Consider the following 24,953-nt stretch of genomic DNA (forward strand, 5'->3'; position numbering starts at 1 on the left):
CACATCCGCAGACTGGCAGCCGGAACTAGAACACGTACTAGTTACTCGGCCCCGGAAGGAATCCGCACCCATGGCCGCCGAACCCGTGATCGTGGAAGCTGTCCGCACCCCCATCGGCAAGCGCGGTGGCGCGCTCGCCAACCTCCACCCCGCCTATCTGCTCGGCGAGACGTACCGTGAACTCCTCGGCCGTACCGGCATTCCCGCCGACGCGGTCGAGCAGATCGTCGGCGGCGCGGTGACCCAGGCCGGCGAGCAGTCCGCCAACCCCGCGCGGACCGCCTGGCTGACCATGGGCCTGCCGTACGAGACCGCCGCGACGACCGTCAACTGCCAGTGCGGGTCCTCCCAGCAGGCCGCGCACATGACCGCGAACATGATCGCGGCCGGGGTCATCGACGTCGGGGTGAGCTGTGGCGTCGAGGCCATGTCCCGCGTGCCGCTGGGCTCCGCGTCCAAGCACGGTCCGGGGAAGCCGTTCCCCGACGAGTGGAACGTCGACCTTCCCAACCAGTTCGAGGCCGCCGAACGCATCGCCCGGCGGCGGGAGTTGACCCGTGAGGACGTCGACGAGCTGGGAGTGCTGTCCCAACAGCGCGCGGGGGACGCGTGGTTGGAGGAGCGGTTCAAGCGGGAGACGTTCGGTGTGCAGGTGCCGACGACCGAGGAGGAGCAGGCCGCCGGGCAGGGGATGTGGCGGCTGGTGGACCGGGACGAGGGGCTGCGCGACACGTCCCTTGAGGGGCTCGCGCGGCTGAAGCCCATCATGCCGACGGCCGTTCACACGGCGGGGAACTCCTCGCAGATCAGCGATGGTGCCGCCGCGATCATGTGGGCGTCCAAACGGATGGCCCGCGCGCTGAAGTTGAAGCCCCGGGCCCGGATCGTGGCGCAGGCGTTGGTCGGTGCCGACCCGCACTACCACCTCGACGGGCCGATCGACGCGACGCACGCGGTGCTGGGCAAGGCGGGGATGTCACTGAAGGACATCGACCTCGTCGAGATCAACGAGGCGTTCGCGTCAGTGGTGTTGAGCTGGACGCGGGTGTTCGGCCAGGACCTGGCGAAGGTGAACGTCAACGGGGGTGCGATCGCCCTCGGGCATCCGGTGGGGGCGACCGGGGCGCGGCTCATCACTACGGCGCTGCATGAACTGGAGCGCTCGGACAAGGAGTTCGCGTTGGTGGTGATGTGTGCCGGGGGTGCGCTGGCCACCGGGACGATTCTTCAGCGGCTCTGAGTCCAGGTGAGGAACTCCGAGAACGCCGTGGGGTGGAGGGCGAGTTGGGGGCCTGCGGGGTTCTTGGAGTCACGGACGGCGATGTGGGTGAAGGGAGTTGAGGCGACCTGCACGCAATCGCCGCCCTGGTCACTGCTGTACGAGGAGGTGCGCCAGGTCAACTCGACGCAATCGCCGCCCCGGTCGCCGCTGTAGCTGGACTTACGCCACAGAATCTCCGCGCCCTGTGCCATAGCGTTCCTCCATCACCCGCCGGATCAACTCCGCCGAGTCCTTGATGGAGTGTGCGGCGGCTTGGAGATGATCGTAACGGAGCGAGCAGTCCTTGACGGTGTCCGGGTTGGCGGTGGGATGCCCGTTGCCGTATCCCTCCGTGTAGACGATGTCGGGGTCGTCGACGAAGCGGTAGACGTTGAACGACCCCGTCAGTCCCGCGTGCGCACCGGCCGCGAACGGCAGGATCTGGATGTTGACCCGAGGGTTGTCCTCGAAGGCCAACAGATGCGCCAGTTGCTCTCGCATGACCTCCGGGCCGCCGATTTCCTGGTAGAGCGCGGCTTCGCTGACGATCGCCCAGAAGACCGGCGGCTCCGGCTTCTCCAGGACGCACTGACGGGCGAGCCGGGCGGTCGTACGGTTGTCGAGGTCGACCTGGTCCATCGTGCCGAGCGTGGCGCGCGCGTACGCCGGGGTCTGGAGGAGCCCGTGGATCATGCCGATCTGGAACGTGAGGATCTCGACGGCACGCGCCTCCAGCTCCGCCACCTGCTGAAACCACGACGGCAGTTGGGAGCGCAGGACAAGAATGACCAGCCGCGAAAAGAAACCGTCCGTGTTCAGCGCCGCATCGATCCGCTGGCTGAACTCCAGCGTGGGGACCTTCCGCGCGTTCTCGATCTGGCCGATGAGGGAACCCGTGTAGTTGATGATGTCGCCCAGCTGACCCTGCGTCATCCCGGACGACTCACGGAATCGCCGCAGCTCGAAGCCGTAGTAGTCGAGCGGCGACGCACCCGGGTCGAGAACGTTGATGTGGGTCACCCAAGTCCCCTCTCTGGCAAGAAGTTTCGAAAACCCGCGAACAACCCGACGGGTTGTATTCACTTGGTAGCCCAGAGTAGGTAAGAGGGTCCACGCTCGTACCGTGAACGAACACTTTCCCCCCTTCCTGGTGGGTCCCCTCTTCCCCACGTACTGCCTGATCCTCAAGGTCGGCGACCACTCGCCGCGCCACATCCGCCGCATCACGCGCACGCTGCTGAAGGAGTGGCGGACGGAAGAGGTAGCGGACGCGGTGGAGTTGGCCCTCACGGAGCTGGTCACGAACGTCCACCGCCACGTCCCGGACGGCCGCTGCCAGATACTGATCCTCCGTCAACCGAACGCGATCCGCGTGGAGGTGACCGACCCCAGCCCGAAACTCCCCGCCCCGATCCCCGACTTGCCCCTGGACGCCGAGTCGGGCCGCGGCCTGATCCTGGTGAACGCCCTCACCGACAAGTGGGGAGTCGACCCGGTCGGCGCTCTCGGCAAGACGGTGTGGTTCGAGTGCGCGACGCCGATGGACCTGTGACCCCTGCCTCACGACGGGAGCCGGGCTCGGCACCTACGAGATGAGCCCGGCGCACCCGTCAGCTGGGAGAAGGCGCAGCAACCGTTTTCTGCGGTTCTCTGTCCTGTTCCTCGGACGCGGCCTTCGTGATCGTCCGCGCCCGGGGGCCCATGAACACGTACGACAACCCGAACCCGCCGAGAACCACGGCCGCGCCGCCGACCGCGTCCAGGACCCAGTGGTTGCCCGTCGCGACGATCGCCGAGACCGTGAAGAAGGGGTGCAGCAGGCCCAGGGCCTTCATCCACCACTTCGGCGCGACGATGGCGATGACGAGGCCGCACCACAGGGACCAGCCGAAGTGGAGGGACGGCATCGCGGCGTACTGGTTCGTGAGAGCCGTGAGGGTGCCGTAGTCCGGTTTCGAGAAGTCCTGGACACCGTGGACGGTGTCGATGACGCCGAGGGCGGGCATGAGGCGCGGGGGCGCCAGCGGGTAGAGCCAGAAGCCGACCAGGGCCAGGAGCGTCGCGAAGCCGAGGGACGCGCGCGCCCAGCGGTAGTCGACCGGGCGGCGCCAGTAGAGGACCGCCAGCAGCGTCAGCGGGACGACGAAGTGGAACGACTCGTAGTAGAAGTCGAAGAAGTTCCGCAGCCAGGAGACGCCGACGACCCAGTGGTTGACGGCGTGCTCGATGTCGATGTGCAGGAAGCGCTCGATGTCGAGGATCTGCTGCCCGTGCTCCTCCGCGCGCACGCGCCCGCCGGAGTTCGTCCCGCCGGTCGCCGCGAGGCGGACCTTCTGGTACGCCGCGTAGGTGACGCGGATGAGCAGCAGTTCGAGGAGGAGGTTCGGCCGGGACAGCACCCGCCGCAGGAACGGCAGCAGCGGCACCCAGGAGAAGCGCGCGGGCACGGGCGCGGCGTACTCCGTGGGCGTCGGCGCGGCGTACAGCGGGTCCTTGCGGGACAGGAACGGCAGGAACGTGGCGGCGGCGATCGCGGCGAACAGCACGATGTTGTCGCGGACGGGATACAGCGCGGCCATGTTCGGCAGCATCATCTTCGCGGGCAACGTCATCACCAGGATGACGGCGACGGGCCACACGTACCGGTCGGAGGCCCGCTTCCCGACCCGCCCGACGACGGCGAGCAGCACCCACAGCAGCTGGTGCTGCCACGTGGTGGGCGATACGGCGATGGCGGCGCACCCGGTGATCGCGACGGCGAGCAGCAACTGGCCGTCCCGCGCGTAGCGCACGGCACGCCGCACGCCGAGGACGGCGACGACCGCGCCGAGCGCAAGGAACAAGCCGATTTCGAGCGGACCGTTCACCCCGAGGCGCAGGAGCGCGCCGTGCAGGGACTGGTTCGCGAGGCCGTCGGCCTCGCCGCCGAGTCCGGTGCCGGCGATGTGGTGGACCCAGTACGTGTACGAGTCGTGCGGCATCACCGCCCAGGCGAGCAGCGTGGCCGCACCGAACGTCCCTACGGCCGTCACGGCGGCCCGGCGCCTGCGCGTGAACCACAGCAGCGCGGCGAAGAGCAGGACGGTCGGCTGGAGGGCGGCGGCGACGCCGATCAGCGCGCCACCGGCGTACCGGCCTCGGACGACGAAGCAGCCGAGGAGGACGAGCAGCACCGGGATGATGCTGGTCTGGCCGAGCCACAGGGTGTTGCGGACGGGCAGGGAGAGCATCAGGAGGCTGATGGCGACAGGGGCCGCGAGGAGGGCCGTACGGCGGCTCACGGGCTGCGGGAGGGCGCGAGCCGCTACGACGCCGAGGGCGGCGACCAGGAGCAGCGTGCCGAACGTCCAGCCCCAGCCGAGGGCCTGTTCGGCGGCCTTCGTGAGGGGCTTGAGGACGAGGCCGCCGAAGGGGGTGCCGGTGAACTGCGTGGAGTCGTACAGCGAGCCGTTGACGTGCAGCACGCCGTTCTGGCCGACCCATGTCTCCAGGTCGGTCAGGCGCTCCCCGCGCGGGGTCGACAGGACGGACGCGACCTGCCGTACCGCGAGGACCGCCGCGAGCAGCCACAGGCCGATGCGGGCCGCGCGCAGACGCGCCTGTCGTGCGTCCACGGGGTCGGCGGTGGTCGCCCCGAAGGGTTCCCCCGGTCGCCCGCTGTGCTCCGCATTCGCCACGGCTGGTAGGCCTCCCGCCCCGTTCGTTCGATCCCGCTTGTCTGGTGGTTCTCCCGGAGGCCCACCAGGGGTTTCCTCCGGACGAACCCTACGGGGCACGCCTCTCCCCCTGACAGAGACGCAGGTCACCCCTGCTTCACCTGGCAGCCCATCTCCTTTTGTCCGGAAGACGATAGTGCGTGTCCGGGCAGGTCGCGTCCTCGGGGGCTGTTTTCGCCCGTCTCATGGGCGGGATTTGGAACGGCGCCGAACGGAACCCCCGCTCCGCCCGTACCGTCGTAGACCCGCGCGGGTCACAGCACTACGAGTAGTGACGGATGACTACGGAGGGCTTCGAGCATGGTGGTCGGTTTTCCGTGGAGACGACCGGAAGCGGCGAAAGGTTCATTCACCTCCTTACGTGCGCGTGCGCTGACCGCTCTCCTGCTGCCGGCCGTCCTCCTGCCGGTGGCCCCCGCGTACGCGGGCGGGGCGTTGATCGCCGGGGACGACCGGCGCGCGGCGGTCACCCGGGAGGTCTCCGTCGTCCGGTGGGACGGCGCACGGGAGCAGATCGTGACCCGACTGACCGTCGCGGGCGACGCGCCGGACGCGGGGTGGTTGTTGCCGGTCCCCGCGAGGGCGTCGGTGGAGCTGGGTGATCCCGCTCTGCTCGATCAGCTGGCGGCGGCCACCGTCCCCTCGTACCGCACCCGGCAGCACTTCTGGCCGCAGGACGGCGACTGGCCCCTCACGTCCGGTGCCGATCGGGGGCCTCTCCCGCCGGGTCCGCGTCCCGGCGTCGGTGTCGTCGCCGACCAGCGGCTCGGCCCGTTCACCGTGACGCACCTCTCCGCCACCGACCCCGCCGCGCTCTCCGCGTGGCTGCGCGCGGGCGGCTTCGCCCTCCCCGCTGGCCTCCAGGACGCCCTGAGGCCGTACGTGACGCTGCGCTGGCAGTACGTCGCGATCAAGCTGGCCCCGGCCGCGTACGGCACCCTCAGGGGCGCCCTGGACCCGCTCCACGTCACGTTCGCCGCGCAGGCGCCGGTGTACCCGATGCGGCTGGCCTCGACGCCGGTGTCCCTGTCGCTGTACGTCCTCGCGGCGCACCGCATGGAGCCGGTCTCCGCGATCGGCGGCTCGCGCCCACGCGTGACGTACGCGGGACGGGTGCCGACGACCGACGGCCCTCTGTCGGCGTTCTCCCGCGAAACCCCCTACCTGACGGCGATCGCCGTCGATCTCCCCGCGCCCGCCACCACCGACCCCGTACTCCGCCGCGCCGCCTCCGACACGCCTGTCCGGCAAGTCGTCTACGCCGACCGCCTCCGCACCCTCGCCGGCATCCCCGCGTGGCTCCTCACGGTGACCGCCGTGATCCTCGCGCTGGCCGCGACCGCGATCCACCTCGCGGTGCGCGGCAACCGCGCGCGTACGGGGACCCGCCGACGCGGGCTTCTGACCACCTCACCTGAAGGGAGCACGCCAGCAATGACCGGCACGACGGAGGAGACCCCGCTGACCGGCATCACCGCGCGCGTGGCCGACGCGTTGGCGGCACTTCGCGCGCGTGTGGGGGGCAGTGGGGGTGGGATTCCGCCGATGCCTAAGGAGGCGCCCACAGTGGGAGGGCCGGCGGGGCCGGGGACGGGTGCGGTTCCGGCGGAGCCGGGGGCAGGCGGGATTCCACCGATGCCGAGGACGGCGCCGCCGGGTGGGGCGGCTCCGGGGGACGGGATTCCGCCGATGCCGAGGGCAGCGCCGGCTGTAGGTGCCGACTTTGCCGTGGGAGGGGCGGCGTCGGCCGGGAGCCCCTGGTGGCCCGAGCAGGCGCCCGGGCGTGGGGGTGCTTCGGCGTCGTACGGCGACGGGGTGCCTGTCCTCCCGGAGGAGGCTCCGGCGACCGTGATTCCGCGCAGGCCGAGGACGGCACCGGACGGGGCGTCATGGGGTGACGTGACGGAACGGACGTCCGGTGCTGGGGTCCCGCCGGTGCCGGACGCCGCCCCGACGGTCGGCGTTCCGCCGTTCCCGGAGATGCCCGTCGCGGAGGATGTGTCGGCGGGCGCGGGCCACGGCGTGTACGACGCGCCGCCGGTCCCCCGGTCCGCGCCTCGTGTGCCGCCGATGCCGAGTGTTCCGCCGTACGCGCCTCCTACGCCGACGACGGACGGCGGTACGGCGCACCTCTTCGCGTCTCCCGGGGACGCTCCCCGTGCCGGTGCGTCGGCGGGGCTTCACAAGTACCCCTTCTGCGCGCCGCCGTTGAACCAGAACACGTTCGGTACGCGCCACAAGCACCGCCGTGTGCAGCAGGTGCCGAGGCAGGGCAGGTGAACTCGGCGGACGGGCAGGGCAGTTCGGGAGGCGGGGCGGCCGGGCCGTTCGGCGTCCATGTACGCCGAACGGGTGAAAGCTTCCGATCGGAGAGGCGGGTCGGGAACCTCGGCGACCGTGGCAGCCGTTGGTCGGGGCAGACAGCGTGGAGAGGCAGGGGACTATGAGCGACGAGCAGCTCTGGGCATCGGTGGACGGGTACTTCGAGGAGGAACTGGGGCTGAGGGACGAGGTGTTGACGGCAGCGCTGCGGGAGAACGAGGCGGCGGGGCTGCCGCCGATCAGCGTGTCGGCCGGTCAGGGGAAGCTGCTCCAGCTCCTCGCCGAGATCCAGGGAGCCCGGCGGGTCCTGGAGATCGGGACGCTGGGGGGTTACAGCACGATCTGCCTGGCGCGGGCGCTCCCCGAGGACGGCCGCCTCGTCACGCTGGAGTACAGCCAAAAGCACGCGGACGTCGCCGAGCGGAACATCGCGCGAGCCGGCCTCGACAAGATCGTGGAGGTCCGCGTGGGCGAGGCCCTGACGTCCCTCCCCCTGCTGGCCGACGAGAACCCGCCGCCCTTCGACCTGGTCTTCATCGACGCGGACAAGGCGAACAACCCGCACTACGTCGAGTGGGCCCTGAAGCTCACCGGCGCGGGCGCCCTGATCATCGTCGACAACGTGGTGAGGGGCGGCCGAGTGATCGACGCGGACAACCCGGCCGGCGACATCCAGGGCACCCGCGCGGCCCTCCACCTCATCGCCACCCACCCCCGCCTGACCGGCACGGCGATCCAAACAGTGGGCACAAAGGGCTACGACGGCTTCGCCCTGGCAAGGGTCCTACCCTGAGGAACCGCCCCGGGGCGCGTGGCAAGCCACCCGGTCCACCCACCACACGGACACCCACCGACCTGCTGACCAGCCTCACGCCCTGGCGGAACCCCCGGCGGACGCCCCTCGATGCGGCCCCTTGGCGAACCCCCCGCCGGGCGGGACCCGGCACACCACCCTGGCGGAACCCCATCCGGGCGGCCCTCGGCACGGCACCCTGGCAAAGCCTCCGGCACGCGGCGCTCGGCCCGGCACCTTGGCAGAACCTTCGGTGGAAGGTCCTCGACGCGGCGCCCTGGCGGAACCCCATCCGAGCCGCCCTCGGCACAGCCCCGTTGCGGAACCCCGGGCGGACAGCCCTCAGCCCGGCACCTTGGCGGAGCCTCCGGCTCGCAGCCCTCGGTACAGCAAAGGCGTTCGGCGCGACGAAGGCCCCCGCTGCCGTGAAAACCCTCATCACCTCCGAGGCCCCAGCCGCCGCGAACCCCCTCGCCACCCCCGACCCAACACCCCCCGCCTCAGCGAAACCCCCCGTTCACCGCGATCGTCTGCCCCGTGACGAACGCCGCGTCGTCCCCGGCGAGAAAAGCCACCACCCCCGCGATGTCCGCCCCGCGTCCGAGCCGCCGCAGAGGGGTCACGGCGGCGAGGGCCTCCCGGGCCCGCTCCCCGTGCAGCGCGCGCAGCATGTCCGTGTCGACCGTGCCCGGCGAGATCGCGTTGACGGTGATCCCCCGGGGCCCGAGTTCGTGCGCGGCGGTGGTCGTGAACCGTTCGAGCGCGGCCTTGCTCCCGGCGTACACGGCGGCACCGGGCGCCGACAGCGACGTGGCGATGCTGGAGATGTTGATGATGCGCCCGCCTTCGCCGAGCACCGCCTGGGCGCACTGCATGATGAAGAAGGGTGCCCGCGCGTTGACGGCCATGACGCGCTCGTAGTGCGTGTCGTCGGCGTCGGCGATGGCGACCTGCTCGGACTCGGCGGCGTTGTTGACGACGATGTCCAGCCCGCCCAGCAGCTCCCCGGCGCGGGTCATGAAGGCGCGGACCTGCTCCAGGTCGGCGAGGTCGGCGCCGACGGTGTGCGCCGTTCCCCCGGCCGCCCGGATCTCCTCGGCGCAGGACTTCGCGGCGGACTCGCTCTGGTGGTAGCCGACCACGACGGCCGCCCCGTCGGCGGCGAGCCGCAGCGCGATCGCCCTGCCGACGCCCCGGGAGGCCCCGGTGACGACGGCCTTCCTGCCGTTCAACGCACTCATTCAGTTCCTCCGGTCGAGCGGGACGATGGTGTCGCCGTCCACCAGGTCGGGCAGAGCGGCGAGTTGTTCGTCGAAGACGGCGTTGTCCCCGAGGTGGCCGCTGATGCTGCGCAGCCGGTGCACGCGCCTGAGGACGGCGGCGCGTTCCACGTCGGCGCGCGGAGCACCGTCCCCGTACCCGGCGGTGAACGCGTCCCACAGGACGCCGTAGTCGAGGTTGCCCGGCGCCCGGTGCGCGCCCCGGCAGGCGACGGCGACGGACGTGGACAGGGCCTCGGCGAGGGTGCCGAGGTCGAGCGCGGGAGCGCCGTATCCGGCCTCGGCGCTGACGAGGACGTGCGCGGTCCGGTCGCGCCGGTCGACGACGATCACCCCGGGCGACAGCGTCCCGAGCAGCACCCCGCCCGGCACGGCCGGACAAGCCGCCCACTGCGCGAGCCGCGTGAAGCGCTCCTCGCCGATCCGGCGCAGCAGGCGCGCCGCCACCGGGTCGGGCCGCTCGGCGAGCCAGCGGGCCAGCCCGTCGAGCCAGGGCACGGTCCCGTAAGCCCCCTCGGCGCCCGCGTGCAGGCCGCGCACCGCACCGCCCACGCGCCGGACGACGTCCGCGTACTCCCTGGGCAGAGCGCTCCCCGCGAGCAGGTGCCAGCCGATGCTGACGGCGTCGGGCAGGACCTGCGCGAACCCGCCCTCAGGTACAGGCTCGGGCACGGCGAACCGGACGCCCCCGGTGCCCGCCCGGGCGAAGACGTCCCGCAGCCCGTCCGGCACCGTACCGGCCGCCTTGATCGCGCTCTCCCCGGGCACCCGGTGCCAGCGGAAGCTGTGCGGGCCCTGCCGCAGGACGTGTGTGGTCGACGCGGGGGTGCCGTACGAGACGACGACCTGTCCGGACATGCCGGTGCCTTTCGTCGGGTGGTGCTCCGGGGCCCGGCGCGGACCGGGCCCCGGAGCGTGTGCCGGCTCCGACTAGCAGTCGAAGATCAGCGTGGTGGTGGTGATGACGGGCGTCGCGGTGGTGATGGACGCCGTCGTCTCCGGGCCCTCGACGCCCGCGACCTGGGCGACCTGGTCGCCGTCGGTGTAGGTGCGGTAGCCGCGGACCAGGTTCTCGGCGGGGTTCTCGATCTTCATGGTGGTTTCCTCCGTCGGTTTTCCGGTTCTCCCTCCCGCCGAGGTCCGGCGGGAGGGAAGTCACAGGGCGGGGCAGGGGCTGTCGAGGTTGCGGTGGGGCAGCGCCGGGTCCGCGCCGGCGGCCCGCAGCGCCCGCGCGACGGCGTCGGCGACGGGGATGCCGTACCGCGCGTGGTCGACGAGACCGTCGGCGCAGGCGCGCGCCCGGTGCTGGCCGAAGCTCGGCCGGCGGGCCGCGCCCGCGCGCGGGGCGGGGTCCCAGGCGAGGGAGAGGCCCGGCGCGAGGGCCCGCGTGAACGGCGAGACCGGGCCGGCCAGGTCGAGCGGGGCGCGGGCGACGGTGTCGACGGCGCGCTCCACCTCGTCGGTGACGTAGACGACCATGGCGTCCCTGCGGGGGTACCGGTCCGGGTGGGAGAGGATCTTCGCCCGGTACGGCAGCCCCGCGTCCTCCAGCCCGCGCAGCACCGTGCCCCACACCGCCGGGGCGGCCCCCGCGTCGGGCACGTGCAGGTAGATCCGCAGGACGGGACCGCCCTGCGCGCGGGGCAGCCGCGACCCCACCACGGACAGGAAGCCGGGGGACAACGACGGCCGGTACGGCGGCAGTTCGACGGTGACACCGTCCTCCGTACGCACCCGCGCACGCGGGACCCGCACCCGGACCCCGGCCAGGACGACGGTCACCTCCTCGCCGTCCTCGGACAGCAGGCGGGTGGGGACGCGGACGGCCGGGTGCGGGACGGCGGCCTTCAGCGCCGCCTCCAGCGCCGGGTCCACGAGGTCGCGGGGGTGCACGGCGGCCGGGCGCGCGCCTTGGTGGAACGTCCGGTACAGCTCGTCGGCGAGCCGGGCGCTCAGTTCGTTCAGGGTGCGCGCGCCGATCTCGGTGCCGGCGACGCGCACGGTGAGGTTCGGTACGTCGACGTCGGTCACGCCGGTGACGGTGGCGAGGGGGCCGGTCACAGCGCCTCCAGGCCCAGGACGCCGACGTACGCGGCGGGGCGCGCCAGCGCCGTACGGCCCACGCCGACCGCCGCGCGGTGCACGGGCGTGAGTTCGGCGCCGTACGCCGCCGCGGCCATCACCCGGTCGAGGAGGTGCCAGCCGGCGAAGGCGACCGCGCGGCGAGCCAGGTCGCGGTCGCGGCCGGGGCGTACCGCGCGGTAGCCCCGGGTGAACGCCTCCAGCGTGGGGAGCGCCTCCTGGAGGTTGCGGACGCCCCTCGCGACGATCTCGTCGTCCGCGCCGTCCGTGTCGATCTCCTCGGCGGCGATGCCGACGACGCTGCGGTGCAGGAACTCGCCGGCCGTGGTGCCGAGGTCGCGCGCGGCGTCGCCGTACCGGAATTCCTCCCAGTCCGTGACGATCAGTTCCCCGTCGGCGACGAGTATCTGGTCCAGGCGGAGATCGGCGTGGATGGGAACCTGGGGCGCCGCTTTCTCGTCTTTCCTGAGATTCGCGACCGCTTCTTTCAGGTGGTCGTCGCCCTGGAGAATGCGCCAGAGTTCGATGAGGCCGCCGCTGCTTTCCAGGTACTGGGCCGCCGACAGGGCGGAGAAGACGCGGACCGAGGGCATCGGGAGCGGGCGGCGGTCGAGGTGGTCCGGGGTGAAACGGGCCGCGTGGAGTTCGCCGAGCGCGGCGCCCAGGGCGTGGGCGAGGGCGTCCGGGAATTCCCCGGCGGTCACCGCGTCGGCCGCCGTGCGGGCGTCGCGGACCCAGCGGGTCAGGTGGACACGGCGGTCCGGGTCGGCCGCCAGGACGGCCGGCCAGCGCAGGTGGTGCCAGGTCAGGGCCGGTCCGAGGTCCTCCAGGCGGGCGCCGTGCCCGGTGTGCGGGCCGGCGACGCGCTTGGCGAACACGTCGGTCCCGCTGGTCGTGCGTCCCGCCATGTTCGGATTGCGGCCTGGATAGGTCACCACGGTGTCCGAGACGAATTCCCCGTACCCCCGCTGTCTCACGAATTCTGCTATCTCCGCGTCGGGCATGGCTCGACTCTCGCAAATGCCTTTCGGTGCGGACAAGCATTTCGAAGATCTTCGAAAAGTCTTGTGGCCGCAACCGGCGGAGTTCGTTCCGCGTCTGATCACATGCAAACGAACGGGGGGTTCGATGACCACGTATTCCCAGCTCTGTCTCGGTGACGTGTCCGAGATCCGCATGCAATTCGTGCCGCATCCGGGGGCGAGCCTGCTTTCCCTGACGGCGGACCTGTACGGCGACCGCCGTCACGCCGTGCCGCCGGCGGCGCGCGACGCCGTACGGCGCGAGGTGCCCGCGCATGTGCGCGAGACGCTGCGTCCGCTGTTCGCGCCCGGGCATCCGGCGATCCCCGACTGTCTGACGCCGACCGCGTCCATGTCGCGCGATGGCGCCGAGCACCATCTGGAACAGCTCCTCGACCTGCCCGCCGACCGTCTTCTCGCGGCCCTGGAGGAGGAGTTCGCGGGGGCGCCGCCCGAGCAGTGGCGTCCGGTCGTCGACCGGCCCGGGCGGTGGCTGGACCGGTACGGGGCGGTGATGCGGGCGCTGTGGGAGGCGGTACGGCCGGTGTGGCGGGCGGCGCAGGAGGGGCTGCGGCGGGAGGCCGAGCGGGTGGGCGGCGCGATGGTCCTGGGGCGCCCGGACACGGTGCTGGCCACGCTCAGCCCCCGCTACCGCTACACCGACTCCGTCCTCCACCTGCCCGACGGCCACCCCGAACGCTTCGCGCTGGACGGCCGTCGCATCATCCTCGTCCCCGTCGTCTCGGGCGGCTCGGCGTCCCTGTTCGCCTTCGACCACCCGGACTTCGCCTGGGTCGGCTACCCGCTGCCCGGCCTGCGCACCCTGTGGTCACCCGCCGCCCCACCCGCGCCCTCGCCCACCGACCCCGCCCGCCTGCTCCTCGGCGACGCCCGCTCCGCCATCCTCCGCGCGACCACCCGCCCCACAGTCATGGGCGACCTCGCGACCGCCCTGCGCTACGCCCCGGCGACCCTGTCCCACCACTGCGCCCGCCTGGAGAACGCGGGCCTCCTCCAGCGCCGCCGCGAGGGCCAGTACGTCGTGGTCCACCGCTCGACGCTGGGGAGCGAACTCCTCGACCTGCTGAGCGCGTAGCCGCCGCGCTCAACCCTCGTGGTAGAAGCCCACGTTCACGCTGCGCGGGCTCGTGCGGTCCGTGATGACGATTTCGCCGGAGCCGCCCCGGGGGAGGGTGACGGTGCTGCCGTAGGGGATCGGCTGGGCGTACTGGCCGGAGATCAGGCGGACTTCGGAGGAGGGGTCGTCCTGGGAGCCGCGGAGCCAGGTGACCTGCCAGGTGGATTCGGGGCCGCAGAGGAATTCGAGGTGGACACGGGAGACGAAGAGCCAGTCCTGGGGGGTCGCGAGGCGGCAGACGGTGGTGTCGCGGCCCACCCGCAGCACCGCCCCCGGCTCGCTGTCCGCGTCGGCCATGAGCATCCCTGCCGTGGCCCCCTCCTCCACCGCGGAGACGGAGGCCATGGTGAGTTCGAGCACGTGCGTTCCCCTTGTGTCCGCCGGACGTCCGCCCGGCATGTCCCAGACCCCCCGGACAGTCACAGCGTCCGAAACGGCATTGCACAGCGGCGGAAATGATAAATCGCCCGGCGACACCGCGTCCGGCACAATGGACGCATGACCGAGCGAAAGCCACCGGGCGTGCCGTTCAACTCCTGGGTGGACAAGCAGATCCAGGACGCGCAGGCGCGCGGGGAGTTCGACGGGCTGACGGGCGCGGGCAAGCCGCTCCCCGCCGAGGTGGACTCCTCGTACGACGAACTCTGGTGGATCAAGCGGAAGATGGCCCGCGAGGGCTGGTCCGTGCTCCCGCCCGCGCTCGCCCTGCGCAAGGAGGCGGAGGACGCGCTCGCGGCGGCGCTGGAGGCGCCCTCGGAGTACGCGGCCCGCAAGATCCTCACCGAAGTCAACGCGAAGATCCGGGACATGATGTTCCGTCCGCCGCCGGGACCACCGCTCGGCAAGAAGCCGTACGACGTGGAGGCGGTCGTCGAGGAGTGGCGCGCGCGGCGCAACACGAACGCCCCGCGTCCTGAGGGGACTTGAGAGGGCACCGGGCCCGTGTACGACGGTCCCGGCGCCCAACTCCCCTCACACGTGCAGCAACCGTTCGCACAACTCCCGGTAGTCCCGCAGCGCGAGCCGCAGTTGCTCGGTGTCGCCCGGCGCCGAAGTCCCGCCGTCCCCCGTCTGCCAGGCCCCGCGTACGGTCCGGCGCCTGCGTGTGATCGCCTCGGTGAACCGCGCCGTCAGCTCCTCCAGCACCTGATCGGCCTCGGCGACGGCCTCCTTCGGGTCGTCGACGAACCCGGCGAGCGCGTGCCGCATCTTGAGCTCCAGCTTGTCGCCCTCGTCCTGGGCGATCAGCGGTGAGCCGTGACGGTAACCGCTCTCACCGGTTTTCACCGGCGGCGGCGTGGACGTGCCCGCAGGCATGCCCGTGGGCGCCTTCGCGGGTACGGCCGTGGCCGCCGGCGGATCCCCGGCACCCGTAGCTCCTTGAGGCGTCCCCTTCCGAGGCGTCCCCATCTCCTCACTCATCCCTCACCCCTCCTTGCTGGGCCCTCACTTGGCCTGAATCCGCTGGAACACCGCCGGTACACGACTGCTCCGACCGGCCCGTGCCTTGTCCGTGTCGCGCGAGGCGGCGCGAGGTGCGCGTGCCAGTGCCTTCGACTCGCCGACCAACTCCCGGAACAGCGCCCGGGCTTCGAGTACGGCCTTGCGCGCGTCCTCCGTGTCCTCACCTCCCTCGCCGACCACGTGCCGCACATGCCGGTACCCGTCGACGTGCCCGGCATGGTGCACGGCCAGCGCCGCGACCTGCTCGTCGAAGTCCTCGGCCCGCGGATACCCCCGCGCCCCCGCCAACTCCCCGAGCAACTGGTCCACTTCGGCGGCGGCCTCCCGGGGCGACTCCACGAACCGCTCCTGCGCGGCCCGCCACCGCTCCTGGAACTTCTCCTGTTCCCCGGCTTCGAGGGGCCGCTCGCGCAAGCCCCCGTGGCGTTCGACGAGAGCCGTCAACTCCCGTTCGGCGGCCCGGACATCCCCGTCGTGCCGGGCCACGGCCCGCCCGTACTCGGGCCCGAACCGCCGCTTCAAGGACCCCCCGCCCTGGGTGCGGCGCACTCCGAGGAAACCCGCCGCCGCGACGACGAGCACGCCGACGACGATCAGAACGACGATCACGCCTGTGGACATGGCTGCCTTCCGGTGTCTCGGCCCAACGGGCCGGTTCTCCTTCCGAGTTGCCCGGAACCCGGCATGCAAACAGCCGCTCCGTATATCGCTTGCGCCACCGCCCGGCCGGGTCCGGAAAATGTCCCATGCCCTGGACGATCACCCCGGAACTCCCCGACTCCCCCGCCGCGCGGGCGCTGTGGCGCGCGTACTACACGGAGGTGAGCGACCGCTGGTACCTCCTCCACGAGAACCGCACCACCGACCCGGCCGAGCTGGAACGCGAGATCCACGCCCACACCGGCGCCGAACTCGCCCCGCCCCAGGGGACGTTGCTGGTGGGCCGGTACGACGGTGAGGCGGCCGGGACGGCGGGGGTGCGCTTCCGGGCGCCGGACACGGCCGAGTTGACCCGCGTCTTCGTGCTGCCGGGGCTGCGGGGCAAGGGCGGGGCGGCGCTTCTGGTGGGCGCGGCGGAGGACGCCGCACGGGAGGCGGGGGCCGCGCGCATGATCCTGGACACGCGGAGCGACCTGGTGGAGGCGAGGGCGTTGTACGCGCGGCTGGGGTACACGGAGACGGAGCGGCACAACGACGACATCTACGCGGAGCACTGGTTCACGAAGTCCCTCACCTGAAGCCCGGCAACCCGGCAACCCGGCAAGGGGCCGACTCACCTCGTTCTCAAGCCTGTTGAGGCTGCTCCCGCACCGATCCGCACAGCTCCCCGTTCAACTCCTTCACCAGCCGCACCAGATCGGTCGGCCGGTCCGGCCCCCACCAGTCCCCCAGCATCTCCGCGAGCGACTCCTCCCGCGCCTCGGCGAGCCGCTCGGCGGCCTCGCGTCCCCGCGCGGTGAGGCGCAGCTCCACCCCCTCCCGGCGAGCCAGTCCGTTCTCCTCGATCTGCCGGGCCCCCTCGATGATCACGGCGAGCGGGACGGGGCTCTGGTCCGCGAGCCTCCCCGGCTCGACGCTGCCGTACTTCCTGATCCGCAGCAGGATCCAACTCGCCGCCGGCAGCAGGTCGTAGCCCGCGCGGGCGGTGATCGTCCGGTACACCTCCCGGCGCCCCTCGCGCGTGCCGAGGACGGACAGCGCCCGGCACACCTCGTCGTACGAGGACCGCTCGACGGGGTTGCTGGCGAGGGTCTGGGTGACGTCCGGCGCGGTCACCGAGGAGCGCAGCTTGTCCTCCTTGAGGAACCAGGCGAGCACGAAGCCGAGAAGGGCGACGGGCGCGGCGTACAGAAAGACGTCGGTGATGGAGGAGGCGTAGGCGTGCAGGGCGGGTGGCCGTAGCGCGGGCGGGAGTTGGGTGATGCCGCGTGGGTCGGACTTCAGGGTGTCGGCGTCGAACCCTGCCGGGAGACCCTCGACTCCCCTGAAGGCCGAGGCGAGTTTGTCGGAGAGGCGGCTCGCGAAGACCGTGCCGAACACGGCGACGCCGAACGACGCGCCGATCGAGCGGAAGAAGGTCGCGCCGGACGTGGCGACGCCCAGGTCCTCGTAGGAAACCGAGTTCTGGACGATCAGGACGAGCACCTGCATGACCAGGCCGAGTCCGAGGCCGAAGACGAAGAAGTACGCGCTCATCTCGCCGGTCGGGCTGCCCTCGTCGAGGCGGTGCAGGAGCAGCAGGCCGAGGGTGGTGACGGCGGTCCCGGCGACGGGGAACACCTTCCAGCGGCCGGTGCGGCTGACGATCTGGCCGGAGAGCGTGGAGGAGATCAGCAGCCCGGCGACCATCGGCAGCATGTGGACGCCGGACATGGTCGGCGAGACACCCTGGACGACCTGGAGGAACGTCGGCAGGTAGGTCATCGCGCCGAACATCGCGAACCCGACGATGAAGCTGATGACGGCGGAGAGGGTGAAGGTGCGGATACCGAACAGCTTGAGCGGCAACACCGGTTCGGCGGCCCGGCGTTCGACCACGACGAAGGCGGCGGCGAGCACAACTCCCAGCACCAGCAGGCCGATCACCTGGAACGAGCCCCACGCCCACGTCGTACCGCCGAGGGAGGCGACCAGGACGAGGCAGGTGGCGACGGAGGCGATCAGGAGGGTGCCGAGGTAGTCGATGACGTGCCGGGTGGTGCGGCGCGGGATGTGCAGGACGGCCGCGATGACGGCGAGCGCGACGGCGCCGACGGGGAGGTTGACGTAGAACACCCAGCGCCAGCTGAGGTGTTCGGTGAAGACGCCGCCGAGCAGCGGGCCGAGGACGCTCGTCGCGCCGAAGACCGCGCCGAACAGGCCCTGGTAGCGCCCGCGTTCACGGGGCGGGACGAGGTCGCCGACGATCGCCATCGACAGGACCATCAACCCGCCGCCGCCCAGGCCCTGGAGCGCCCGGAAAGCGATCAACTGCGGCATGTTCTGGGCCGTTCCGCAGAGAGCGGAACCGATCAGAAAGAGCACGATCGCCGTCTGGAACAGTCGTTTTCGGCCGTACTGGTCACCGAGCTTTCCCCACAAGGGGGTTGCCGCGGTGGAGGCGAGGAGGTAGGCGGTCACGACCCACGAGAGGTGTTCCAGGCCGCCGAGGTCGCTGACGATCGTGGGGAGCGCCGTGGAGACGATCGTCTGGTCGAGGGCCGCGAGCAGCATGCCCAGCAGCAGGGCTCCGATCGACACCATGACGTTTCCGCCAACATGCTCGCGGTGCGGATCTTCCGCGGCCGTCCGCGCGTCCAAGGCCATGGAGACCTCCTTCGGCTCTCGTGTCCCTCCCATGGTGGTCGGTGTCACCCGGAACGGCCTGTCGAGGCGTACGGGAGAGCATTTCCGGCCATCTCGCGGCCTGTGACGTGTGGTGCGATGGGGGCGTGCCATGAGTGTGGAGGATCTGCATAATTTCCGGAGTTCCCACGGGGAGGGGTGAAGGCGTGAACGAGCCGACGGAGCGCGAGGGACCCACCGGGCCGCAGGGGCCGTACGGGCACCCCTGCCCGGAGTGCGGGGCCCTGCGTGCCGCCGACAGCACGCCGTCCTGCGACTGCGCGCAGCGGGCCGCCGAGACGCTGAAGGAGGCGCGGCTCGCGGAGGCCGCCGCCGCGGAGGACTTCGATCCGCTGCGGATACGTCCCTATGTGGAGCTGGCGGGTACGGCGGGGGCGCCGGTCGCCGGGGGCAGGCCGCCCGGGGTGCCGGCCGACGCGACGATGCCGTTGCGGGCTGTTCCCGCCGCTGCCGAATCGTTTCCGGACGCGACGGCTACGGCTCCGCTGCCGAGGGTTCCGGGTGGACGTACCGGTGCTCGGGGTGGCTCTGGAGGGGTAGGGGTACCGGGGTATGACGGGGTGGCGAGGGGGGCGGGGCCGGGGAGCGTAGGACCCCTGGACGGCGTAAGACCTGCGGGGGATGCGGGATCGCTGGGCGACGTACGGCCGCTGCGTGACCCGGACGACGTCCCGGAACCCGGCAGCCGTCGTCGCCGGACGATTCTCCTCGCGACCAGCGGCGCTGTCGTCGCCATCCTCGCCGCCGCCGGTTTCGCGAGCGGGCTCTTCGCGTACGACGCGCCCGCGCGCGACGACTCGCCGCCGGAGGACATCCGCGCGGCGGTCCCGGCGCCGTCCCGGACCGCGGCGGCGTCCGTCGAGGCGCCGGCCGAGCGGTCCGCCGCGCCCGCGCCCGCGTCCGAGGCGGCGACCCCGTCCGAGAGCGCGGCGCCCTCGCCCTCCCCGACGCCCTCCCGCTCCTCCCCCTCGCCCTCGTCCTCCGCGAGCGGCTCCCCCTCCGCCGAGGTGTCCCCCTCCGGCGGGGCCGCCGACGACCAGCGCCAGGTCCCGAGCCTCACGGTCGCGGTGCTGCGGCGCGGGGACACGGGTCCGGAGGTGCGGGAACTTCAGCTGCGGCTCAAGGAGTTGTCCCTGTACGCCGAGGACGCGGACGGGGTCTTCGACGAGCAGGTCGAGAGCGCGCTCAAGAACTACCAGTGGTCGCGGAACATCACCGGCGACGAGCTGGGGGTGTACGGGGCGGCGACACGGGAGCGGTTGGAGAAGGAGACGAAGGAACCTTGAAGGGGAGAGCCGGGGCCTTCGGCGTCGGAGGGGGCGAGCGAGGGTACGGAGCACGGTGACTTTCGCGGTGCCGAGAGGTACGGCGGGATCAGCGACGCAGGTCGCGCGGCGGGGAGCAGCGGCCTCAACGCCGGGTCGGAGCGCGCGGAGCGGGGGTGGACGGCTCGGTGACGGGTGCCGGTTCGCGGGGCCTGGGGCGTTGGCGGACGCCGTGGCGTGTGACGCCGGTTCGCAGCGCAGACGGCGTAAGCGCCCCCCGGCGTCAAACGCCGGTTCGCGAGCCCAGCGCCGTAAGTGAACCCCTCAGTATCAGACGCGGGTTCGCAGGGCCGGGGTCGTTGGCGGACGCCTCGGCGTGACGCGGATTCGCAGCGCCGGCCTCGTAAGCGAACCCCTCGGCGTCAGACGCCGGTTCGCGAATCCAGCGCCGTAGGCGAACCCCTTGATGTCAGACGCCGGTTCACAGGGCCGGCGTCGTCAGCGGACCCCTCGGCGTCAAGCGCCGGTTCGCGGCGTCAGCGTCGTACGTATGGCCCCCGCCTCAGGCCCCCGCGCCCCACACATGCAGCCGTACCCCGTCCTCCGTGATCTCCACCGCGATCTCTCGCAGGTCCCGGACGACGACGTCCGCGGCGTGTGCGGACGCCCGTTCGCCCACGCCCACGACTCGCATTCCGGCCGCCTTGCCCGCCTGGATGCCCGCGCCGGAGTCCTCGAAGACGACGCAGTCGGCGGGGGCGACGCCCAGTTCCGCCGCGGCCTTCAGGAAGCCCTCGGGGTCGGGCTTGCTGGCGCCGACGGACTCGGCGGTGATGCGCAGGGCGGGCAGTGGGAGGCCGGCGGCGGCCATGCGGGCGGTGGAGAGGGGGACGTCCGCGGAGGTGACGAGCGCGTGCGGGACGCCGGCGAGGGCGGTGAGGAAGCCGGGGGCGCCAGGGATCGGTACGACGCCGTCCATGTCGGCGGTCTCCTGCGCGAGCATCCGCGCATTGTCCGCGAGGTTCTGCTCGACGGGGCGGTCGGGGAGGAGTACGGCCATGGAGGCGTGGCCCTGGCGTCCGTGGACGACCGGCATGACCTCGTCGCCGTCCAGCCCGTGCGCCTCGGCCCAGCGCCGCCAGATCCGCTCCACCACCGCGTCCGAGTTGACGAGCGTTCCGTCCATGTCGAGCAGAAGAGCACGAGCGTCGATGACAACAGGCTCGGCGACCGACATGCGCACTCCAGACACCCGGCTTCAGAGACCAAGGTGGCCCCGCCCGCCGGTCAGGGAAAACGAGCGGGAACCACTTTGTTCACCCACGGTACAAAACGAACGCCGTCCCCGCCAGCTCCTGCCGGAAACTTCACCGGCTGTTCAGGGGGGCTCACCACATGTTCGGCGCGATGACGTCCCGCCGGGTGGCGCGGCCGGTCAAGCTGTCGGCCCCCCGGGGGGCGACCCGGACCACCGCCGCCGGAGGCCCGCACCGAGGCCCGCCGGGCCGGGACGAAGATGACCGCACCGCACCACGCACCCCGCGACGGCGTCCCGCCGGGTGACACGGCCGGTCAAACCGCCGAGCCTCCGGGCCACGACCCGGACCACCGCCGCCGGAGGCCCGCCGGGCCGGGCCAGGCCGGCGATGGCGATGGCGATCCGGGGCGCGGCCCGCACCCCGCCGCACCACGCGACGGCGCCCCGCCGAGTGACGCCAGCCGGTCAAACCGCCGAACCCCCGGGCCACGACCCGGACCACCCTCACCGGAAGCCCGCACCGAGGCCCGCCGGGCCGGGGCGGCGATGGCCGCACCGGACCCCGGCACCGAGTGGCACCCCGGCACCACACCGCGCCCCGGCACTACACCCCCACCGAGCCGCACCCGTCCGCCCGCCCGCCCGCCCGCCCGCCCGCCCGCGGACAGTCCCGCCGGTGCGGGTGAGCGAAACGCCCCCCAGCCCCACCGAACCCGCCCCGCCGCCCGACCCCCCCGCCCCCGGTCTCAGCCCGCGATCGCCTCCCAGAGGCTCCACACCCCCAGCCCCAGCATCAGCATCGCCGCGACCTTCGTGATCAGGCTCAGCGGCACCCTCTTCATCAGCGCCTTCCCCCCGACGATCCCCAGCCCCGCGACCGCCCACAGCGCGAGGACCGCGCCGAGGCCGACGGAGAGGGGGTCGTCGTAGCGGGCCGCGAGGTTGGCCGTCATGATCTGGGTCAGGTCACCGAACTCGGCGACGAGGATGAGCATGAACCCGGCGCCCGCGACCTTGAGGAAGGACTGGTCCTCGGGGCGGCGGACCTCCTCCTCGTCCTCGTCCTTCTTGAGGAGCAGCATCGCGGCGCCGCCGAGGAAGAGGACGCCGGTGAGGGCGTGGACGAGCTGCTGCGGGAGGAGGGTGAGGACGCTGCCCGCCGCGACCGCGAGGACGACGTGCACGAGGAACGCCGCGGCGACCCCGGCGAACACGTACGACGCCCGGTAGCGCGTCCCGAGCACGAGCCCGGCGAGCGCCGTCTTGTCCGGCAGCTCCGCGAGGAAGACGACGCCGAAGACGAGCGCCGTCACGCTGATGCTGATCAAGGGTTCCTCAATCGGTAGGGGCCGCCCCACCGAGAGTGCTGAGCCTTCAGGACACCTCGGCAGGACAGCACACGAAGAGCCCGCGTCGTACGACACGGACGTGCACTGCTTGCCGAAGGTCTCGCTGGCGGGTACACGAACCCCGCCTCCGGGCGCCGGCTCAGACGAGCTGAGCAGTATGTCGACGGTCCGGCGAAGAGCTACTCCCCTTCTGCGCCGTCCATCGTACGCGACGCCACCGACATCGTCGTAGGGACGAAAGTCCCCCCGCCTTCTTCCCGGCTCCGCCGCCTTCCCCTTTGCCGCAGACCTTGTCTTGCCATGTCCGCGTCACTAACTTCTTACCGCTCGCACACCTCACCGCAACACACCCCCGCGAGCATTCCAACGCCCCCCACTCCAACGCCCCCACACCCCACGGGAGTTCGCATGCGAAAGTTCTACGCGCGTGGACGGCTCAGCATACTCGCCGCCCTTACCGGACTCATAGCCTCCGTCGGTGTCCTCAACGGCCCGACCGCGTCCGCCGCGCTCCCCACGCCCGTCAGCGCCGCCACCGCCCGCAGCTACCTGTCCCAGCTCACCGTGGCCACCGAGAACCGGACGGGCTACGACCGGGACCTGTTCCCGCACTGGATCACCATCTCCGGTACCTGCAACACGCGTGAGACCGTCCTCAAGAGGGACGGGTCCAACGTCGTCACCGACTCCGCCTGCGCGTCCACGAGCGGCAGCTGGTACTCCCCCTACGACGGGGCTACCTGGACGGCCGCGTCCGACCTCGACATCGACCACCTCGTCCCGCTGGCCGAGGCGTGGGACTCCGGCGCGAGCGCCTGGACGACCGCGCAGCGGCAGGCGTTCGCCAACGACCTCACCCGCCCGCAGCTCATCGCGGTCACCGACAACGTCAACCAGGCCAAGAGCGACCAGGACCCGGCCGAGTGGATGCCGTCGGTCACCTCGTACCGCTGCACGTACGTCCGCGCGTGGGTGCAGGTGAAGTACTACTACGACCTGTCCGTCGACTCCGCCGAGAAGTCCGCGCTGACGAGCTACCTCGCGGGCTGCTGATCTTCTGCCGGGAGATGTCACAGCGCGGGGCCCTGTCTCGTCCGTAGGGAACGGAGCACTTTCCCTTACGGAGGAGAAGACGATGGACCTCGCGCTGTGGATCTCGGCCGGACTGCTCGCGTTCGTGGCGCTCGCCGGGGGTGCCACGAGACGTTCGTCCCCCGGGAGAAGCTCGCCGCCGCGCACGGCGGGGGCTGGACCGGGGACGCGAGCAGCGCTTCAGCGAAGTCCCTCGGGATCCTCGAACTCCTCACCGCGGCGGGCCTGTTGCCGCCGGTCGCGCTGGACACGGCGCTGGTCCCGGTCACCGCCGTCTGCTGGACTCTCCTCATGGCCGGCGCGACGATCGCCCACGGACGCCGTGGCGAGTCCGCGCCGGTCGCCCTGACCCTGGTCCACCTCGCGCTCGCGCCGCTCACCGGCCGAGGGGGACGCAGCTGAGCGCGGCACCAACCCGGAAAGCCCCGCGAGCACCCGAAGAGCCACCGAGGACGCCGTCCAGGAGACCTGGCCGCGCTACGACGCCACCCCGGCCGCACCCCGCTCCGCGCGGGCGTTCCTGTCCACCACGGTCACCCGCGCCGCGATCGACGCCCCGCGCTCAGCTCGCGTCCACAGCGAGGCATACGCCAGTCCCCGAGCCCCCGCTCACGGACCCGTACGAAGACCCGGCGCGGACGGCGGAGTTGGCCGACTCCGTGCCGCCGGCCGCGCTGCCACTCCTGGAACGGCCGACCCCGCTGGAGTGTGCCGTGTCCGTGCTGAGGGAGGTCTTGGACTTCCCGTTCCCCGAAGTCGCCGAGCCGTCGCGCCGCCAACTCGCCGTACGCGCCCGGCGTCACCTGCCGGCTGACGGCGTGACCGTGCTGAGCGACAGCGACAGCGACAAGGCGGCCCGCCAGGCCCGCCCGGTCGAGGGCGCGGCGTCCGCGTCCCGCCTCTTCGGCGCCGTCTCCCCGAAGAGGCCCGGGATCGGTGTGACGGCCGAGCCGGGCACCCTGAACAGCGGCCCCGGCGTGGTCTTCCGGGACGCCGGGGAAGGGTCCTGCACACCATGGGTCTGGACGTCGGAGGTGACCGGATCACGGCGATCCGGTTGACCGTCATCCCCGACAAGCTGTGTCATATCGTCACGATGGCTGACACATGGGCGGTCGGCCGGACATTGCGCCGCACCGGACGCGGCCGACCAACCGGGACCGGCGGCGCCGCCCACAGGAACTCGCCACTCTTTTGCCGCCGACATATTCACACGTCCATGACGATCCTTTTCGGTGCATTTGGTTGCGGATCCCCATGGACGTGTTAATTTACGGCGCCGCAACTGGAACCCCCCGTCCGGCATTTCAGGAGCCGGTGCTGTTCCAGTCGGGCGTGTATACGACGACTTCGGAAACGTCACCGGCGCGGACGGCGGAGTGGGTGGTTCCGGCCACGCCGAGGGCGACGGCGAGGGCCACCGCGAAGAGGGCCGCGAGTACGACGGCGCGAAGCAGCATGTTCTTCGACTCGATTGTCTGGTAAGGCATTCGGGTATTCCCATCGCTCAAGATCCGGCTGTCGGGAACACTCTGGCCGGAGCCCGTCAGTGGAGGATCAGTGGAC

General features: G+C 71.9%; 26 protein-coding genes. 11 read left to right on the forward strand and 15 right to left on the reverse strand.

Annotated elements, in window-relative coordinates:
• Nucleotides 1-70 precede the first annotated feature (70 nt).
• A complete protein-coding gene (locus ACQCO7_RS12690; RefSeq protein WP_464071920.1) occupies nt 71-1,240 on the forward strand; it encodes a steroid 3-ketoacyl-CoA thiolase in 1,170 nt (389 codons plus the stop codon).
• Here ACQCO7_RS12690 and ACQCO7_RS12695 read toward each other — a convergent pair.
• Nucleotides 1,228-1,473 (reverse strand): DUF397 domain-containing protein, encoded by a 246-nt coding sequence (locus ACQCO7_RS12695; protein ID WP_464071921.1) that lies wholly within the window; start codon nt 1,471-1,473, stop codon nt 1,228-1,230. The genes ACQCO7_RS12690 and ACQCO7_RS12695 overlap by 13 nt on opposite strands.
• Nucleotides 1,442-2,281, reverse strand: coding sequence for a helix-turn-helix domain-containing protein (locus ACQCO7_RS12700; protein WP_464071922.1), 840 nt, complete (start codon nt 2,279-2,281; stop codon nt 1,442-1,444). Before ACQCO7_RS12700 ends, ACQCO7_RS12695 begins: the two co-directional genes overlap by 32 nt.
• Nucleotides 2,282-2,384: 103 nt before the next feature.
• On the opposite strand from ACQCO7_RS12700, the gene ACQCO7_RS12705 reads away from it, so the two are divergent.
• Nucleotides 2,385-2,813 (forward strand): ATP-binding protein, encoded by a 429-nt coding sequence (locus ACQCO7_RS12705; RefSeq protein ID WP_464071923.1) that lies wholly within the window; start codon nt 2,385-2,387, stop codon nt 2,811-2,813.
• Nucleotides 2,814-2,871: 58 nt separating this feature from the next.
• Here ACQCO7_RS12705 and ACQCO7_RS12710 read toward each other — a convergent pair whose 3' ends face one another.
• On the reverse strand, nt 2,872-4,938 hold the full coding sequence (locus tag ACQCO7_RS12710) for a bifunctional glycosyltransferase 87/phosphatase PAP2 family protein (protein ID WP_464071924.1): 2,067 nt from the start codon (nt 4,936-4,938) through the stop codon (nt 2,872-2,874).
• 339 nt (nt 4,939-5,277) lie between these two features.
• On the opposite strand from ACQCO7_RS12710, the gene ACQCO7_RS12715 reads away from it, so the two are divergent.
• Both ACQCO7_RS12715 and ACQCO7_RS12720 read left to right on the forward strand, forming a co-directional pair.
• On the forward strand, nt 5,278-7,257 hold the full coding sequence (locus tag ACQCO7_RS12715) for a DUF2330 domain-containing protein (RefSeq protein ID WP_464071925.1): 1,980 nt from the start codon (nt 5,278-5,280) through the stop codon (nt 7,255-7,257).
• 163 nt (nt 7,258-7,420) lie between these two features.
• Nucleotides 7,421-8,092 (forward strand): O-methyltransferase, encoded by a 672-nt coding sequence (locus ACQCO7_RS12720; protein WP_464071926.1) that lies wholly within the window; start codon nt 7,421-7,423, stop codon nt 8,090-8,092.
• Nucleotides 8,093-8,592: 500 nt separating this feature from the next.
• On the opposite strand, the gene ACQCO7_RS12725 is transcribed toward ACQCO7_RS12720, so the two are convergent.
• The 5 genes from ACQCO7_RS12725 to lxmK all read right to left on the reverse strand — a co-directional run bounded on the left by ACQCO7_RS12725 (nt 8,593) and on the right by lxmK (nt 12,458).
• Nucleotides 8,593-9,333, reverse strand: a complete 741-nt coding sequence (locus ACQCO7_RS12725) for a glucose 1-dehydrogenase (protein WP_464071927.1) — start codon at nt 9,331-9,333, stop codon at nt 8,593-8,595.
• Entirely contained in the window at nt 9,334-10,230 is an 897-nt protein-coding gene (locus ACQCO7_RS12730; RefSeq protein WP_464071928.1) for an aminoglycoside phosphotransferase/kinase family protein, read from the reverse strand. It abuts the gene before it with no gap.
• A gap of 72 nt (nt 10,231-10,302) precedes the next feature.
• Nucleotides 10,303-10,467, reverse strand: a complete 165-nt coding sequence (locus ACQCO7_RS12735) for a hypothetical protein (protein ID WP_159031256.1) — start codon at nt 10,465-10,467, stop codon at nt 10,303-10,305.
• A 60-nt stretch (nt 10,468-10,527) separates the two neighbouring features.
• Complete coding sequence (locus ACQCO7_RS12740; RefSeq protein WP_464071929.1) at nt 10,528-11,433, reverse strand: T3SS effector HopA1 family protein; 906 nt, start codon at nt 11,431-11,433, stop codon at nt 10,528-10,530.
• Nucleotides 11,430-12,458: a class V lanthionine synthetase subunit LxmK gene (gene lxmK / locus ACQCO7_RS12745; protein ID WP_464071930.1), complete on the reverse strand. Its 1,029-nt coding sequence runs from the start codon at nt 12,456-12,458 to the stop codon at nt 11,430-11,432. Before lxmK ends, ACQCO7_RS12740 begins: the two co-directional genes overlap by 4 nt.
• A gap of 124 nt (nt 12,459-12,582) precedes the next feature.
• Between lxmK and ACQCO7_RS12750 the strand changes: the two genes are divergently transcribed.
• Nucleotides 12,583-13,572: an ArsR/SmtB family transcription factor gene (locus tag ACQCO7_RS12750; RefSeq protein WP_464071931.1), complete on the forward strand. Its 990-nt coding sequence runs from the start codon at nt 12,583-12,585 to the stop codon at nt 13,570-13,572.
• Nucleotides 13,573-13,581: 9 nt separating this feature from the next.
• Here ACQCO7_RS12750 and ACQCO7_RS12755 read toward each other — a convergent pair whose 3' ends face one another.
• Nucleotides 13,582-13,974 (reverse strand): hypothetical protein, encoded by a 393-nt coding sequence (locus tag ACQCO7_RS12755; protein WP_464071932.1) that lies wholly within the window; start codon nt 13,972-13,974, stop codon nt 13,582-13,584.
• 138 nt (nt 13,975-14,112) lie between these two features.
• On the opposite strand from ACQCO7_RS12755, the gene ACQCO7_RS12760 reads away from it, so the two are divergent.
• On the forward strand, nt 14,113-14,541 hold the full coding sequence (locus tag ACQCO7_RS12760) for a DnaJ family domain-containing protein (protein ID WP_464071933.1): 429 nt from the start codon (nt 14,113-14,115) through the stop codon (nt 14,539-14,541).
• Nucleotides 14,542-14,586: 45 nt separating this feature from the next.
• On the opposite strand, the gene ACQCO7_RS12765 is transcribed toward ACQCO7_RS12760, so the two are convergent.
• On the reverse strand, nt 14,587-15,036 hold the full coding sequence (locus ACQCO7_RS12765; protein WP_464071934.1) for a hypothetical protein: 450 nt from the start codon (nt 15,034-15,036) through the stop codon (nt 14,587-14,589).
• Nucleotides 15,037-15,060: 24 nt separating this feature from the next.
• Entirely contained in the window at nt 15,061-15,699 is a 639-nt protein-coding gene (locus ACQCO7_RS12770; protein ID WP_464071935.1) for a hypothetical protein, read from the reverse strand.
• A gap of 125 nt (nt 15,700-15,824) precedes the next feature.
• Between ACQCO7_RS12770 and ACQCO7_RS12775 the strand changes: the two genes are divergently transcribed.
• Nucleotides 15,825-16,316 (forward strand): GNAT family N-acetyltransferase, encoded by a 492-nt coding sequence (locus ACQCO7_RS12775; RefSeq protein ID WP_464071936.1) that lies wholly within the window; start codon nt 15,825-15,827, stop codon nt 16,314-16,316.
• A gap of 46 nt (nt 16,317-16,362) precedes the next feature.
• Here ACQCO7_RS12775 and ACQCO7_RS12780 read toward each other — a convergent pair whose 3' ends face one another.
• The gene (locus ACQCO7_RS12780; protein WP_464071937.1) at nt 16,363-18,384 is read right to left on the reverse strand and encodes an MDR family MFS transporter; all 2,022 of its coding nucleotides are present in this window, start codon (nt 18,382-18,384) and stop codon (nt 16,363-16,365) included.
• A 185-nt stretch (nt 18,385-18,569) separates the two neighbouring features.
• On the opposite strand from ACQCO7_RS12780, the gene ACQCO7_RS12785 reads away from it, so the two are divergent.
• On the forward strand, nt 18,570-19,709 hold the full coding sequence (locus ACQCO7_RS12785) for a peptidoglycan-binding domain-containing protein (protein WP_464071938.1): 1,140 nt from the start codon (nt 18,570-18,572) through the stop codon (nt 19,707-19,709).
• 541 nt (nt 19,710-20,250) lie between these two features.
• Here the strand turns inward: ACQCO7_RS12785 and ACQCO7_RS12790 are convergent.
• Both ACQCO7_RS12790 and ACQCO7_RS12795 read right to left on the reverse strand, forming a co-directional pair.
• The gene (locus ACQCO7_RS12790; protein WP_464071939.1) at nt 20,251-20,925 is read right to left on the reverse strand and encodes an HAD-IA family hydrolase; all 675 of its coding nucleotides are present in this window, start codon (nt 20,923-20,925) and stop codon (nt 20,251-20,253) included.
• Between the two features lie 767 nt (nt 20,926-21,692).
• Complete coding sequence (locus ACQCO7_RS12795; RefSeq protein WP_464071940.1) at nt 21,693-22,274, reverse strand: TMEM165/GDT1 family protein; 582 nt, start codon at nt 22,272-22,274, stop codon at nt 21,693-21,695.
• Between the two features lie 429 nt (nt 22,275-22,703).
• Here ACQCO7_RS12795 and ACQCO7_RS12800 point away from each other — a divergent pair, with 429 nt between their 5' ends.
• The 3 genes from ACQCO7_RS12800 to ACQCO7_RS12810 all read left to right on the forward strand — a co-directional run bounded on the left by ACQCO7_RS12800 (nt 22,704) and on the right by ACQCO7_RS12810 (nt 24,448).
• Nucleotides 22,704-23,348: an HNH endonuclease family protein gene (locus ACQCO7_RS12800; RefSeq protein ID WP_464071941.1), complete on the forward strand. Its 645-nt coding sequence runs from the start codon at nt 22,704-22,706 to the stop codon at nt 23,346-23,348.
• A gap of 96 nt (nt 23,349-23,444) precedes the next feature.
• The gene (locus tag ACQCO7_RS12805; RefSeq protein WP_464071942.1) at nt 23,445-23,789 is read left to right on the forward strand and encodes a DoxX family protein; all 345 of its coding nucleotides are present in this window, start codon (nt 23,445-23,447) and stop codon (nt 23,787-23,789) included.
• 311 nt (nt 23,790-24,100) lie between these two features.
• Nucleotides 24,101-24,448: a hypothetical protein gene (locus ACQCO7_RS12810; protein ID WP_464071943.1), complete on the forward strand. Its 348-nt coding sequence runs from the start codon at nt 24,101-24,103 to the stop codon at nt 24,446-24,448.
• A gap of 246 nt (nt 24,449-24,694) precedes the next feature.
• Here ACQCO7_RS12810 and ACQCO7_RS12815 read toward each other — a convergent pair whose 3' ends face one another.
• Nucleotides 24,695-24,877 (reverse strand): hypothetical protein, encoded by a 183-nt coding sequence (locus ACQCO7_RS12815; protein WP_464071944.1) that lies wholly within the window; start codon nt 24,875-24,877, stop codon nt 24,695-24,697.
• Nucleotides 24,878-24,953 lie beyond the last annotated feature (76 nt).

The organism is Streptomyces saintjeani (genome assembly GCF_055409605.1).